The following is a 14,630-nucleotide window of genomic DNA, read 5'->3' as shown; positions in this document are numbered from 1 at the left end:
AATATGAAAAGAATATTGGTTACAGGTGCCGCGGGGTTTTTAGGGTCTCATCTGTGTGATAGATTTATAAATGAAGGATATCAGGTCATAGGAATGGACAACTTTATTACTGGCGACCAAAAGAATATCAAACACCTTAAGGGCCATCCTAATTTTGAATTTGTTGAACATGATGTCACAAAGTTTGTAAGTGTGAACGGAGACCTAGATTATATTTTACATTTTGCGTCTCCGGCGAGCCCAATAGACTATTTGAAGATTCCAATCCAAACCTTAAAGGTAGGTTCTCTGGGCACGCATAACCTGCTAGGCTTGGCCTTGGCAAAAAAAGCAAGAATACTTATAGCTTCAACTTCAGAGGTTTACGGAGACCCCTTGGTGCATCCGCAAACCGAGGACTACTATGGAAATGTAAATACAATTGGTCCAAGAGGGGTATATGACGAGGCAAAACGTTTTCAGGAGTCCATAACTATGGCTTACCACAGGTTTCATGGCCTGGAAACCCGTATTGTTCGAATTTTTAATACTTATGGCCCACGGATGAGATTGAACGATGGTCGTGTTATACCTGCTTTTATGGGGCAAGCATTGCGGGGCGAGGATTTGACAATTTTTGGTGATGGTTCGCAAACACGTTCCTTTTGTTTTGTGGATGATCAGGTTGAGGGTATTTACAGATTATTGTTAAGTGATTATCAATATCCCGTGAATATTGGCAACCCGAACGAAATTTCTATAAAGGATTTTGCAGAGGAGATTATAAGGCTTACAGGGGCTGCAAACAAAGTAATTTATAAAGATCTACCTATAAACGATCCTTTGCAAAGGCAACCGGATATTTCATTGGCGAAAAAAGTTTTGGGCTGGGAACCCAAGGTAGACAGAAAAGAGGGGATGGCCATTACCTTCGAATATTTTAAAGGCCTTAGCCAAGAAGAGCTTCATAAAAGGGAGCATAAAGATTTTTCAGGATATATTAATAAATAGTGGATGGAGTATGCAAGAGGCAGGTATTCCTGGTTGTTGAAACCATTATTGCTGATATATGATTTATTCGTCTTAAATCTTATGGCAGCATATATGTTGGGATTGAATGAGGAGGATTTATACTTTTTCTCATTTGAACCGCTGAACAATAAATACCTGCTCTATGCCTTTTATTCTATCACTTTTTGGTCTTTGGCCGCTTATTTTCTGAAGTTTTATCGCGTTTATAGATACACTTCACCTTTTAATATTGTTTCTTTATTACTCAAGCAGTTTGGTGCCTACGCCATCATAACTTTCGCATTTGTTGGGATATTTAGGAGTGTGGAGTTGGATGCCTTTGTCACCTTTAATTATCTGATCTATTCCTTTTTGGCTATAGCCTTTGTCAAATTTTTAAGCTACTATACCCTTAAAGGGTTTCGGGCGTATTTAAAAGGAAATCTGAGGAACGTGTTGATAATTGGGGATTGCGATAACGCAAAAGAACTCCGTCAGCTTTTTACTGAAAAAGAGGAATTAGGATACAACCTAAAAGGGTTTTTTACTAATTCTAAAGAAGCAGAAAACGTATCGGGGACCATAAATGAGAGTTATAAATTTTTAGAGAGAAACCATGAAATAGACGAGATTTACTGTGCCATAGATGAGCTTAACGATAAACAGGTAAAGAAGTTTATGCAATACGCAGAGAAAAACAAATGCAACATAAAGTTTATACCAAGTACAGACAAAATTTTGACAAAGAGGTTAAAAACGGATTATTACAGTTACCTGCCGGTACTTTCCCTGCCAGAGGTTTCCCTAAACGATGATTTGAATAAGTTTGTCAAACGAAGTTTTGACGTTGTATTTTCCCTATTGGTTATTATTTTTATCATGTCTTGGCTTTCCATTATTTTATTCATATTGATTAAGCTTGAATCTAAGGGCCCGCTATTCTATAGGCATAAAAGAAACGGCATTAATTATCAGGAATTCAATTGTTACAAGTACCGCTCATTAAGGACTACGCAGGAATTAAGGGGCACTTACGTTACACAAGGTGATCAACGCATTACCAAGATTGGAAAATTTTTACGAAAAACAAGTATTGACGAAATGCCCCAGTTTATTAACGTTTTACGGGGAGAAATGAGCGTTGTAGGCCCAAGGCCTCACATGCTTTCCTATACAGATGAGTATGCCAAAATCATTGATAAATACAATTTCATGTACCGCCACAACGTAAAGCCCGGAATCACAGGGTTGGCGCAGGTAAGTGGTTTTAGAGGGGAAATAGAATCTGATAGCGACATCATCAACCGTGTTAAAATGGATATTTTTTATATAGAAAACTGGTCGCTCCTACTTGATTTGAAAATTATTTTTCAAACGATTATCAATATCTTCAAGGGTGAAAAGAAGGCGTATTAAGATGGAAACAGCTCCTTTGGTTTCAATTATAACGCCCACCTTTAATTCCGATGCATATATTGATCAAACTATCCAAAGTGTTTTAAATCAGTCTCAATCCAATTGGGAATTGTTGCTAATTGATGATGCCTCAACAGATAGTACTGTTGAGACAATTAAAAACTACCTAAAGAAGCACTCCAATATAAAACTGATTCAAAACGAAAAAAACCACGGTACCGCCATTTCACGAAATAAAGGCATTGAACACGCAAAAGGCGACTATATTGCTTTTTTAGATGCAGACGACCTTTGGAAGCCCCGAAAATTAGAAAAGCAGATTAACTTTATGAGTAAAAACAACTGCGATATATGCTTTTCCAGCTATGATTTAATGGATGAATCAGGAGCACTTTTACACAAAACTGTCGTGGCACTTCCAGAACTTTCGTATCAAAAATTTTTAAGATGCAATTACATCGGCAACTTAACAGGAATCTATAATACCAAAGTTTTAGGCAAAATATACACCCCAAATTTAAGAAAACGGCAGGATTGGTTGCTATGGCTTAAAGCCGTCAAAAAAAGTAAAAAACCAGCTTTGGGCATACAAGAGCCTTTAGGAGTTTACAGAATTAGAAAGAACTCCATTTCATCCAATAAATTTAATTTATTAAAATATAATTATTTGGTGTACAAAAAGGGTTTGAGCTTTTCAACTGCAAAGTCGCTCTACTATTTGGCCTTGTTTTTTTTCGAGTATTTTTTTGTGAAATCCAAGCAAACCGTTAGGTCAAGTGGGATGTAAACTGCTTTAGTTTTCCGTAACTGGTTCGCTCCAATTTGTTGGTTCTATTGAGGTGAATGGTCAAACCCGGTTCAAGATAGTTTTCTACAGCCTGGTGAATAGCTTTTGTTTTTTCCGTGGAAAGATTATCGGAGCTCACATAAGTGATTTTAAAAGTGTCCAGCGTTAATTGGTCAATAACAAACTCTTTGACATCGGCATCGTCTTCAATTATGGTTTTGGTAACATAATAAAAAGTGAGGCCCGCCGCGGTTTTACCGCTGGGAAGTTTAACCACATCACTTGTCCTACCCATCAAACTTTGTAAAATTGGTTTTTGAATTGAGGAAGAAGGCGCAATAGACCCAATATCCCCAATATCGTAACGAATAAAAGGATGCGCCAAATTGTAGAGTGAAGTAATAACTACACGTCCTTCCTTTCCAATTGGAACTGGTAAATCATTTTCATCAAGAATTTCCACGAAGAGGTCTTGTGTATTTACCTGCCATTCGCCTTGGGGGTTGTTGAAGGCGATCAGCCCCAATTCCGCTGAGCCATATTCATTGATAATTGGAACGCCCAATTGCTTTTCTAATAGAACTTTATCGGCTTCAAAAAGCATTTCTGCAGTGACAATACAGACTTTTAGGCTGGGGCAGATTGTTTTTAAAACAACTTCCTTTTTCTCTAAATATTTGGCAAATAGCACAATAGTGCTTGTGTAACCATTTATATAATCAAAAGCTGTTTTTTCAAATTGATGAATATTCCTTTCAAACGTATCGTCGCTCAAGTCAAAAACTGAAAACCGATGACGGTTGCCCAATTTATCCTTTAAACGTTCTTTATAATGCCCATTTCCCGATAAAGGCATACCGTAAAAACGTGCCTGCTTTGATGTTTCTACATCAATCCCGAACAAAGCATAGCGGTCCATAAAATTGGCCCAAGTTAGGGCGTGGCAATATTTATCCTTTGCAAAAATTAATGGTGTCCCTGAGGAACCGGAAGTTTTGTGTAAATGGCAGTTTTTTGTCGTAAACCCGGTTGATAATCTTTGGGCCAAGGGAATCTGTAAATCACTTTTATGAATGATTGGGATGGAATTCCAATCGCTCAAATCGGCTCCTTTCACAAAATTTTTGTAAAAAGGGTTGTTGTTTAAATGGTACTCAAGAATCTGCCGTTTTTTATTCTGAATATACGCTATAAATTCATCTTCCGATTGGCTTTGGATCTCGGCAAAATCTTGTTTGGCCTTCTTTATAGGGAACCCCTTGAGTTGCAACGAAAGATTAAAAAAATTCACGGAAATACAGATTAGCCGTAAAGTAAATAAAAATTATTCGTGATTTAGTCGCATTAGTTTTATTTTTGCGCAAACTATAGAAACGTCTTTAATACGCAGTATTAAAACCGATAATTTGTCATTCCTGCCACGGTGGGAATCTAAAAACAATACTAATGAATATTTTAGTACTAGGCTCTGGTGGCAGAGAACATACATTTGCTTGGAAAATAGCGCAAAGTGAAAGATGTGAAAACCTCTACGTTGCTCCAGGAAATTCAGGAACTGCTGAGGTTGCAACCAACGTTAATATTGGCGTTACGGATTTTGAAGCCATCAGAAATCTAGTCATTGAAAAGAAAATTGACCTGGTGGTAGTTGGTCCAGAAGATCCTTTGGTAAAAGGGGTACATGATTTTTTTCTTAATGATGAGGAAATCAGTCATGTCTCGGTGATTGGCCCCCAAAAAATAGCGGCCGAACTTGAAGGAAGCAAGGAATTTGCAAAGGAGTTTTTGTATCGGCATAATATTCCAACTGCAGCTTATGAAAGTTTTACCAAAGATACCGTAGAGCAGGGCTATGCCTTTTTGGAAACACTCAACTCGCCTTACGTATTAAAAGCAGACGGTTTGGCTGCAGGAAAAGGCGTTGTGATTTTACGTGATTTAAATGAAGCCAAAACTGAATTGAAACGTATGTTGGTGGATGCCAAATTTGGGGAGGCGAGCAACAAAGTAGTAATTGAGGAATTTTTAGATGGTATTGAACTCAGCTGTTTTGTTTTAACCGACGGTGATAATTATAAAATCCTGCCAACGGCAAAGGATTATAAGCGCATCGGTGAAGGTGATACCGGATTGAATACGGGAGGCATGGGTGCTGTTTCCCCGGTGCCTTTTGCAACGGACGAATTTTTAAACAAGATTGAAGAGCGTATAGTTAAACCAACGGTGGAAGGTCTAAAAAAAGATAACCTGCCTTACGTTGGCTTCATTTTTATAGGTTTGATTAAAGTGGACGAGGATCCAAAAGTTATTGAATACAACGTCCGCATGGGAGACCCTGAAACGGAAGTAGTATTCCCAAGGCTAAAGAACGATTTGGTTGAAATCCTCCAAGCTATGGCCAACGGCACTTTGGATAAAATCGATATTGAAATCGACGATCGTGCGGCCACTACGATTATGATGGTCTCTGGGGGCTATCCGGAAGCCTATGAAAAAGGAAAGGAAATAGATGGTCTTGAGACCATTGAGGATTCTATCCCGTTTCATGCAGGAGCTCAATTAAAAGATGGGAAGGTAGTCACTTCTGGGGGGCGCGTTATTGCTATTACATCCTACGGGAATACGTACCAAGAGGCCATAAAAAAATCTTACCAAAGTATAGAAAAGCTACATTTTGATAAGATGTATTATCGTAAGGATATCGGTTTCGACCTATAAATATTGGTGTGCGGTAACCGTTTTGTCCTCTTCGTTGTTATCATTAAAAATTTTCAGTTGCTTCATCCAGTAAATAGCAGCAACAAAACCGATAATTAGGAAAATCCAAGATACGATATTGGCCAACCACCAATTATCTAATTCTAAGGCTCTTAAAGCATCATAAGGCGCAAAAAGCACATTTACAAATAAATCCTGTATCGCGTAAAAGAAGTCTTTCATGATTAGTATATTTACGGAACAAAAATACAAAAACCGTTAATGATAACAAGTATTTTTAGAAAATCTAAACCTGTAAATCTCATAATCGTTTTTTTTCTTATCGGTTTGGCCTGTTCTATATTTACATTCAATTCGGCCAAACATAGTTTTTCATCCGCAAAAGTGGTGCATATGTTGCTATGTTTAGGAATTAGCTTTTTTTCTGTTTTGATACTCAATTTTGTCTCGAGCAAAAACAACTTAACCAAACACAATAGCTTTGAAATTGTACTTTACGGCTTTTTTTTATTGCTGATACCCCAAACCACTGGAAGTATAAGTGTTATGCTCTCCAACGTGTTTTTGCTGTTTAGCTTAAGAAGAATGATTAGTTTACGCTCTCAAAAAAGCGTGTTGAAAAAACTGTTTGATACTTCATTTTGGATAGCCATTGCAACGCTGTTTCATCCTTGGGCTATTCTTTTTTTTATTCTCCTACCCATTGCTATTTTGCTTTATACAGAGAATAAGCTGAGAAATTGGCTCGTGCCGTTAACGGCAATCATAGCAGTTTTGCTCATTGCTTACTGCGTATGTTTTTTTATAGACTTTGATTTGATGGGTTATTATTTCAATGGATTTCTAGTAAGTTTTGATTTCACTAATTATAACACTACACCATTTTTAATTGCTACCACGCTGTTATTTTCATTCGGACTTTGGTCCTCCTTATTTTACATCCGAAGTATCCGGGAAAAGAAAAAATCCTTGCGCCCAGCCTTTAATTTGGTGATGATAACCGTGGTGATTTCATTCCTAATCGTGATATTATCTCCAAATAAACAGGGTAGCGAGTTTCTGTTTATGTATGCGCCTTTGGCAATTATTGTCTCTAATTATATTGAGGTGATCAATGAGAAATGGTTTCGCGAAGTATTTCTGTCTATTCTTGTTTTGATGCCGTTTGTCCTGTTAATACTGTAGTTTTGGGCCAAAGGCCAAATCACCTGCGTCTCCTAGTCCTGGTATGATATAACCCTTGTCATTTAATTCTGAATCGATGGATGCAACCCATAAATGCGTTTGTTCCGGAAAGTGTTCAGCGACATATTCAACCCCTTTTTGCGCGCCAATTACCGAGATTAAATGTATATCTTTAGGTGTGCCAAAGGATTTTAAGGCATTAAAAGTAGACGCAAAAGATTGGCCGGTTGCCAACATGGGATCAGCCAAAACAAGCGTTTTGTTTTCAAGATCTGGGCAAGCTAGGTATTCTACTACGATTTCAAAACTTTCGGGGTGGCCCTTGTGGTGGCGGTAGGCTGAAATAAAGGCATTTTCAGCAGTATCAAAATAATTTAATAAACCCGTATGTAACGGTACACCTGCTCTTAAAACAGAGCAAAGTACAATTTGGTCGTCAATGACATCTATCGCGGTTTTACCCAAAGGAGTAGTTACGGTTTTTGGTTTGTAATTTAGGGTTTTGCTCATTTCGTACCCTAAAATTTCACCTATCCTTTCGATATTTCTTCGGAAACGCATACTGTCCTTTTGCACTTTTATATTCCGTATTTCAGAAATAAATTGATTTAAAATGGAGTTTTCTTTGGATAGATGATGAATATGCATGACAGTTTTTTTGAGAAAGTAAAGTTAACCAAATAAAGAAATATAAGCCCAACTTGAAATAGCGCCATAAAAGGTCTGAGATCATAAACTACACCTCAATCAGCCAAAGAATCTTATTTAATTTATGTAGTTTTGTGCTTTAAACACCACGCCATATGTTCACTACCAAAGCCAATAAAATATTTCAAGATGTCATTGAAAAATACCACGTGATTAACACCGTTGACCAATCGTTTGATAACCCCTATTCAAAGGAAAATCTAATCGAACATTTGCTGTACAGAAAGTGTTGGATTGATACTGTACAGTGGCATTATGAAGACATTATCCGAGACCCAAATATCGACCCAGTAGCCGCTCTGAAATTGAAGCGCCTGATTGATGCTTCCAATCAAGATAGAACGGATATGGTAGAATATATTGACAGTTATTTTTTGGAAAAATATAAGGATGTCACTCCAAAGTCTGACGCTACTATAAATACTGAGAGCCCAGCTTGGGGAATTGACAGACTCTCGATTTTGGCCCTTAAGATTTACCATATGAATGAAGAAGCCACAAGAACAGATGCTTCTGAGGCGCATAGGGAAGCTTGCCAGAAGAAGTTGGAAGTACTATTGGAACAACGCGTAGATTTATCCACCGCAATTGACACCTTATTGAGCGATATTGAAAAGGGCGATAAATACATGAAGGTGTACAAGCAAATGAAGATGTATAATGACGACCAGCTGAACCCTGTATTGCGCTCCCAAAAATAGAATTCCTGTGAAAACAGGAATCTCAATAAATTGAGATGCCCAAAGCTTCAAAACACATCCTCGTCATACGCCTTTCCGCCATGGGAGATGTGGCTATGACCGTCCCAGTTTTAAGGGCATTAACAACTCAACACCCAGAATTAAAAATTACTGTTTTAACCAAAGGATTTTTCAAACCTTTTTTCAGGGATATTCAAAATGTCGATGTCTTTTCGGCAGATGTTAAAGGCGAACATAAGGGTGTTTTTGGCCTTTATAAATTGGCAAAACAACTCAATAGTGAACATCAGATTTATGCGATAGCGGATTTGCACAGTGTCCTTCGCAGTAAGGTTTTAAAGAAGTTTATTCGTTGCAGAAGGTTCATTTCCATAGATAAAGGGCGTAAAGAAAAAAAGGCACTAATAGAAGGAAAAACATTCAAACAATTGAAAACCACACATCAGCGTTATGCTGATGTATTTAGGGCTTTGGGTTACGAGTTGGATCTGTCAAACCCCAAATTTCCAAAAAAGGGGAATCTGGATGTAAAAACAAGAGCCTATTTTGGCAAGAATTTCAAAAAGTGTATCGGCATCGCGCCTTTTGCGGCGCATCAAGGAAAAATGTACCCTTTGGATTTGATGAAGAAAGTCATTGCGCAACTTCAGAAGGATTATAGCATCATTCTGTTTGGTGGTGGGGAAAAGGAAATTCAATTGCTAAACGATATTCAAGCAGATTTCAGCAACGTCTCAAGTGTTGCAGGTAAGTTGACTTTGAATGAAGAGATGGACATCATTTCAAATTTAGATGTCATGTTATCCATGGATTCGGGAAATGCTCATGTTGCGGCCATGCTGGGTATTAAAGTGGTGAGCGTTTGGGGAGTGACCCATCCGTACGCGGGATTCGCACCATTTAATCAGCCCGAAGATTACGCTCTTTTGGCCGATAGGGAGCAATTTCCGTTGATACCAACCTCGGTTTACGGAAATAAATGCCCAAATGGCTATGAAGAAGCCTCGGCCAGTATTTTACCAGAAACTGTAGTTGGGAAAATAAAATCTATCGTCTAATTTTACCCTATTAATGCCGGCCAGAGTGTTAGTTGGAACGTATTTCTACACATCATCATAATCCACGACAATGGTTTGCGTGGTGGGATGCGCTTGACAAGTTAAAATTAAGCCTTCGGCCACTTCGTTTTCGGTAAGAATGTTGTTTTGACGCATTTTGGCTTCACCTTCGGTTACCCTAGCCATACAGCTACTGCAGATGCCTCCCTGGCACGAATAAGGGGCATCCAAATCTTCATCTAAAGCCGCCTCTAGGATGGTTTGCTTTTGGGACATTTCAAAGGTGGTTTCCTCGTCATCCACTACGACGGTTATTTTTGTATTGCCCACGGCGGCAGTACGATCTCCTTCAATTTCACTGGTCTTGGCGGCTTTAAACAATTCAAAATGTATGCGATCCTCATCAATGCCATGGCCTGTTAAAACGTCTTTTACAACGCGTATCATAGCCTCTGGACCACAGAGATAAAAGGCATCCACTTCAACATGTTTGTGCTTATTTTTCATCACATAATTAACAGTACTCTTTTCAATTCGCCCGAAAATAGAGTTTTCTTCATCCGATTGGCTGAATACAAATTGAATGGAAAATCGGTCTTTATGGGTATGCTGCAGTTCAAGTAGCTCGTCCAAGAACATGGTATCCTTGGTGGATTTATTGCCATAGACTAAAATCACTTTGCTATGAACTTCTTCTTCCAAAGCACATTTAATTATGCTCAAAACAGGAGTAATACCACTCCCGGCAGCAAAGGCGGCAATGTTTTTTGTTTTTTTGTCATTGGGCTCAAATGTGAAGCGTCCTTTTGGGGGCGCTACTTCAAGAGTGTCGCCCACTTTTAATTCATTATTGGCATAGGCCGAAAACGTCCCATCTTTAACCTCTTTAACAGCTACTTTTAAATCACCGCTTTTAGGAGAAACGCACAAGGAGTAGTCCCTGCGGACTTCATTACCATTGATTTCAGATTTTAAGGTAATGTATTGCCCTGCTTCAAATTGAAAGGTTTCTTTTAGGTTTTCGGGTACATTAAATGAAATACTTACAGATTTATCAGTCTCCCGTTTGATGCTTTTTACTGAAAGTTTGTGAAATCCGGACATGCTCAAATATAGTTTTCGCAAAAATAATGAAGCCTCATCATTTAATGCAGATTTTCATTAAAAAATAAATACATTATATTTCTATGCATAAGAATAATATGTATATTCATATCCATGAAAAACAGCAATCTTTACAAAGGGAGTATGTCTATTATCATTTTGAAGTTATTAAACGAGCATGATAGGATGTATGGCTATGAAATCGCCCAAAGAATTAAGGAAATAACTAAGGGGGAACTGAAAATAACCGAGGGTTCACTTTATCCAGCTCTACACAAGTTGGAGGCACAGGGTTTGGTCGATGTCGAATTTAAAAAAGTGGCAAACCGAATGCGGAAATATTACACCCTCACCGAATTGGGCACTAAGGAAACTGTTGAGAGGCTTGCCGAGTTGGAATCCTATATCAGAAATATGCGCGCTTTGGTGAACCCAAGATTTCGGGAGGAATAAAGGATGGGGTTTGGTTGAAATCTTCTAATTTCACTTTTTTATGTAAAAATGCATTTTGAGATGTAACGTTTCCTCAAATTTGTATACCGATAACACGAATTAACATTAACCATAATTTCTTTTCAAAATGAAAAATAGTTTACTTGCGCTTGTCTTTATTTTTACATTATCTATAACGGCACAGGAGAGTACCGACTTCAAATCCGAAACCATTGAATTTATAAAAATCACCGGAGCAACTCAGGCATTTGAGACTGCCATTAGCCAACTGGGAGCTATGGTTCCTGAAGAAAAAAAGGAGGCTTATACCAAGGAGGCCAAGGGAACTTTAGGGGGCCTATATGATAAATTGGCTGACCTATATATGGCGGAATTCAATCAAGAGGAAATCAAAGAATTGGTGAAGTTTTACAAAACGGAATTGGGAAAAAAATTGGCAAGCAAGCAAGTGATGCTAGCACAAAAAGGCATGCTGTTGGGGCAAACCTGGGGCATGGAAGTTCAAGGGGTAGCTCAAAAGTATCAGTAAATTATTACCATGATAAAACGTTTTTTAGGATTAGAATGGAAATCATTTTTTAGATCGGCCAGCTTTGGGAAAAGCTTGGGAATAAAGCTTTTTATGGGGTTTATGGCCTTGTACATGGTCGTGTCATTTTTGTTTGTTGGCTTTAATATGCACAAAATTTTGGGAAAGGTTTTTCCTGATATGGATTTGCTTATGGCCTTTAATCAAATCCTATTCTATTGGATTTTAGCGGATTTAGTATTTCGGTTTTTCTTTCAGAAATTACCGGTGATGAGCGTTAAACCTTTATTAACCTTGCCCATAAAACGAAGCAAAATAGTAAACTATGTTCTTGGAAAATCGGCATTGTCCTTTTTCAACTTCCTGCCTCTTTTTGCTATTGTCCCATTTGGAATTAGGTTGTTGATAGCGGATTATCCCGCTGGAAATGTTCTTGTTTGGATGTTGGCATTGATGCTCACGGCTCTAATAATTAATTTCCTGAATTTTATTATCGAAAATTTTTCGGCCGAAACTGAATTATCGTTTTTACCAATCATCTTACTGGCTGGGGGCTTGTATGCATTGAACCATTTCAATGTGATATCTCTTTCTGCTATTTTCGGAGAGGCATACAATGCCGTTTACACTTCCCCATTACTTATCTTGGTGCCCATCCTTATTTTGAGTTTACTGTATTGGGTCAATTTTAAACTACTGCAAAAGAAACTGTTTTTGGACAGTGGTTTGAAAACTGCTGTAAAGGAAGTCAACGCCTCCAACATGGAATGGACCAAAAGTTTTGGGGACATCGCACCGTTTATGCAATTGGACTTAAAATTGATTTTGCGCAATAAGCGCACAAAATCCTCCCTTTGGATGTTGGCGATGGGTATTTTATATGGACTGTTCATTTATGTTAACCCAAAATTTCAAGACAAAGAGGTGTTTTTCATTTTTGTCGGGATATTTTCAACAGGTATTTTCCTCATGAACTTCGGCCAGTTTGTGCCGGCATGGGACAGCGCTTACTACAAATTGCTGATGAGCCAAAACATCAAGTATGAGCAATATCTGAAATCTAAGTTCACCTTAATGGCAATTAGTGTTGTGATACTTTTTGTTTTGGGAATCCCTTATGTGTATTTCGGGTGGAAAATATTGATTGCCCATTTAGTGGCGGCTATTTATAATATTGGAGTGAATACCCACGTCATCCTTTTGGGTGGTTCGTACAATCGTAAACGAATTAATCTGGACCAAAAAGCGACCTTTAATTATCAAGGTACAGGAGCGATGCAGTGGCTCATCGGGATTCCATTATTATTGTTTCCCATGGCCTTGTTTTGGTTACTTAGTTGGTTGCTAAATTTTGAACTGGCATGCTTGATACTAGTTATAATGGGCATTATGGGCATCATTTTGCATCATAGGATTATGAGTTTTATCACCAAAAAATATTTAGGATCAAAATATAAAATGATCGATGCGTTCGATCAGGAAAATTAAAAGCTATGATTACTACAACAAATTTATCAAAATCATATAGTGGCAATCAAGTATTGCATATTGAGGACTTGGAAATTCCGAAGGGACAAAGTTTCGGTTTGGTTGGGAATAACGGAGCAGGGAAAACCACCTATTTCAGCTTATTATTGGATTTGATCCAACCTACTACGGGGCATATCGTTTCGCATGACATTCAGGTGAATAAAAGTGAAGATTGGAAACCTTTCACATCGGCATTTATCGACGAAAGTTTTTTGATTGGCTATTTAACGCCCGAGGAATATTTCTATTTTGTAGGTGAGCTTCGCGGACAAAATAAGGCGACCGTGGATGCATTTGTGTCTCAGTTTGAGGATTTTTTCCATGGTGAAATTTTGGGTAAAAAGAAATACTTGCGTGATTTAAGCAAGGGTAACCAAAAGAAGGCGGGCATTGTAGCGACCCTTATCGGAAACCCGGAGGTGGTGATTTTGGATGAGCCTTTTGCCAATCTGGACCCCACCACTCAAATTCGACTGAAAGAAATTGTAAAGCATCTTGCAGAACAACAAGGAGTTACCGTGTTGATTTCAAGTCATGATTTATTACATGTGACCGATGTATGCGAGCGTATCGTGGTTTTGGAAAAGGGCGAAATTGTAAAGGATTTGATAACTACTGAGGCCACTTTGAAGGAATTGGAGGCGCATTTTGCGAATTAGTTTAATTTCTTATGTTAGCAAACTATAAAAACTACTAAATACGAAATATTGGAGACAGGAAAAATCCAATTATCTGACAAAACTCAAATTTCAAAAATTCTCAATAGAAGTAACTATTTAATTATAATAGTCGGACTTATTTTTTTAATAATTGATTATGATTTATTCAGCTCTGAGCCTAAGTTTCTGATTACTGAGGGTTTCTTTTGGAAGGGAATTGCAATTGTATTTCAAATAGTATTTATTGGAACATTAATACAATGGAAATTTAAAAAGCAACGAATTATTAAAATTCTTTCGAATGGAACAATAATTCGTGGAAATCTTAAATACAGTGAAAAGATTAAACCGAACTATGAGTCATCATTCTATGTTCATCTTTTTGAATATAAAGTGGATAATGAAAAGTTTGAAGTAATATTTAAAAACAAAAGTCGAAATGTTAAATCAGATTTTATAATCTATCAATCGAATAATCCTAAAAATGGAATTGTTTATGAGGATTTAAAAGATGGGTTAAAAAAAATGATTGCGGAAAAAATAGAAAAGACGACATAACATTTTGTAATTGGCGGATAGTACCGCGTTAGGGATTGAACGGCCTGTTTGAAATCCCCGATCCCGATAGCTATCGGGAGAGGGATTGAGTAGTGAAAGCCTGCCTGCCGGCAGGCAGGCCCGACCCGAGGACGCTGGTTTCTTCAAACAACGAATATGTCATCGAGGGTAACGCCCAAATCAAATCAAAAATCCTTTTACTTCTTAGCATAATCAAAAAAGATGCTTATTTTT

Annotated in this window: 16 protein-coding genes; 12 read left to right on the top strand and 4 right to left on the bottom strand. The window is 37.8% G+C overall.

What is annotated here, in order from left to right; all coding sequences use genetic code 11:
* The first annotated feature begins 3 nt into the window (after positions 1–3).
* The 3 genes from H7U19_RS08710 to H7U19_RS08700 are packed head-to-tail and all read left to right on the top strand — an operon-like array spanning position 4 to position 3,193.
* Positions 4–990: a UDP-glucuronic acid decarboxylase family protein gene (locus H7U19_RS08710; RefSeq protein WP_186561399.1), complete on the top strand. Its 987-nt coding sequence runs from the start codon at positions 4–6 to the stop codon at positions 988–990.
* A gap of 3 nt (positions 991–993) precedes the next feature.
* The gene (locus H7U19_RS08705) at positions 994–2,406 is read left to right on the top strand and encodes an exopolysaccharide biosynthesis polyprenyl glycosylphosphotransferase (RefSeq protein ID WP_186561397.1); all 1,413 of its coding nucleotides are present in this window, start codon (positions 994–996) and stop codon (positions 2,404–2,406) included.
* Between the two features lies 1 nt (position 2,407).
* Positions 2,408–3,193 (top strand): glycosyltransferase family 2 protein, encoded by a 786-nt coding sequence (locus tag H7U19_RS08700; RefSeq protein ID WP_186561388.1) that lies wholly within the window; start codon positions 2,408–2,410, stop codon positions 3,191–3,193.
* Here the strand turns inward: H7U19_RS08700 and H7U19_RS08695 are convergent.
* Complete coding sequence (locus H7U19_RS08695) at positions 3,174–4,484, bottom strand: phenylacetate--CoA ligase family protein (protein ID WP_186561386.1); 1,311 nt, start codon at positions 4,482–4,484, stop codon at positions 3,174–3,176. The two genes, H7U19_RS08700 and H7U19_RS08695, sit on opposite strands and share 20 nt — an antisense overlap.
* Positions 4,485–4,639: 155 nt before the next feature.
* On the opposite strand from H7U19_RS08695, the gene purD reads away from it, so the two are divergent.
* Positions 4,640–5,911 carry a phosphoribosylamine--glycine ligase gene (gene purD / locus H7U19_RS08690; protein WP_186561384.1) on the top strand — a complete coding sequence of 424 codons (1,272 nt, stop codon included), beginning with the start codon at positions 4,640–4,642 and terminating at the stop codon, positions 5,909–5,911.
* Here the strand turns inward: purD and H7U19_RS08685 are convergent.
* Positions 5,906–6,133 (bottom strand): DUF6341 family protein, encoded by a 228-nt coding sequence (locus H7U19_RS08685; RefSeq protein ID WP_186561382.1) that lies wholly within the window; start codon positions 6,131–6,133, stop codon positions 5,906–5,908. The two genes, purD and H7U19_RS08685, sit on opposite strands and share 6 nt — an antisense overlap.
* A 39-nt stretch (positions 6,134–6,172) precedes the next feature.
* Here H7U19_RS08685 and H7U19_RS08680 point away from each other — a divergent pair, with 39 nt between their 5' ends.
* The gene (locus tag H7U19_RS08680) at positions 6,173–7,096 is read left to right on the top strand and encodes a DUF6427 family protein (RefSeq protein ID WP_186561381.1); all 924 of its coding nucleotides are present in this window, start codon (positions 6,173–6,175) and stop codon (positions 7,094–7,096) included.
* Here the strand turns inward: H7U19_RS08680 and upp are convergent.
* The gene (gene upp, locus H7U19_RS08675) at positions 7,085–7,744 is read right to left on the bottom strand and encodes a uracil phosphoribosyltransferase (RefSeq protein WP_186561379.1); all 660 of its coding nucleotides are present in this window, start codon (positions 7,742–7,744) and stop codon (positions 7,085–7,087) included. The two genes, H7U19_RS08680 and upp, sit on opposite strands and share 12 nt — an antisense overlap.
* Positions 7,745–7,899: 155 nt before the next feature.
* Between upp and H7U19_RS08670 the strand changes: the two genes are divergently transcribed.
* Complete coding sequence (locus H7U19_RS08670) at positions 7,900–8,505, top strand: DUF4254 domain-containing protein (protein ID WP_186561377.1); 606 nt, start codon at positions 7,900–7,902, stop codon at positions 8,503–8,505.
* A gap of 35 nt (positions 8,506–8,540) precedes the next feature.
* Positions 8,541–9,563, top strand: a complete 1,023-nt coding sequence (locus tag H7U19_RS08665) for a glycosyltransferase family 9 protein (protein WP_246454714.1) — start codon at positions 8,541–8,543, stop codon at positions 9,561–9,563.
* A gap of 45 nt (positions 9,564–9,608) precedes the next feature.
* Here the strand turns inward: H7U19_RS08665 and H7U19_RS08660 are convergent, their stop codons facing one another.
* Positions 9,609–10,667 (bottom strand): ferredoxin--NADP reductase, encoded by a 1,059-nt coding sequence (locus H7U19_RS08660; protein WP_186561375.1) that lies wholly within the window; start codon positions 10,665–10,667, stop codon positions 9,609–9,611.
* Between the two features lie 114 nt (positions 10,668–10,781).
* On the opposite strand from H7U19_RS08660, the gene H7U19_RS08655 reads away from it, so the two are divergent.
* The 5 genes from H7U19_RS08655 to H7U19_RS08635 all read left to right on the top strand — a co-directional run bounded on the left by H7U19_RS08655 (position 10,782) and on the right by H7U19_RS08635 (position 14,396).
* Complete coding sequence (locus H7U19_RS08655) at positions 10,782–11,120, top strand: PadR family transcriptional regulator (protein ID WP_186561373.1); 339 nt, start codon at positions 10,782–10,784, stop codon at positions 11,118–11,120.
* 127 nt (positions 11,121–11,247) lie between these two features.
* Positions 11,248–11,649, top strand: coding sequence for a DUF2059 domain-containing protein (locus H7U19_RS08650; protein WP_186561371.1), 402 nt, complete (start codon positions 11,248–11,250; stop codon positions 11,647–11,649).
* A gap of 9 nt (positions 11,650–11,658) precedes the next feature.
* Entirely contained in the window at positions 11,659–13,137 is a 1,479-nt protein-coding gene (locus H7U19_RS08645; protein ID WP_186561369.1) for a DUF5687 family protein, read from the top strand.
* 5 nt (positions 13,138–13,142) lie between these two features.
* Positions 13,143–13,838: an ABC transporter ATP-binding protein gene (locus H7U19_RS08640; RefSeq protein WP_186561367.1), complete on the top strand. Its 696-nt coding sequence runs from the start codon at positions 13,143–13,145 to the stop codon at positions 13,836–13,838.
* A 48-nt stretch (positions 13,839–13,886) separates the two neighbouring features.
* Complete coding sequence (locus H7U19_RS08635) at positions 13,887–14,396, top strand: hypothetical protein (protein WP_186561365.1); 510 nt, start codon at positions 13,887–13,889, stop codon at positions 14,394–14,396.
* The last annotated feature ends 234 nt before the right edge of the window (positions 14,397–14,630 follow it).

Source organism: Hyunsoonleella aquatilis (assembly GCF_014270105.1).
GTDB classification, from domain to species: Bacteria; Bacteroidota; Bacteroidia; order Flavobacteriales; family Flavobacteriaceae; genus Jejuia; species Jejuia aquatilis.
The sequence above is the reverse complement of the archived record's forward strand: the minus strand, read 5'-3'. Positions and strand labels throughout refer to the sequence as shown.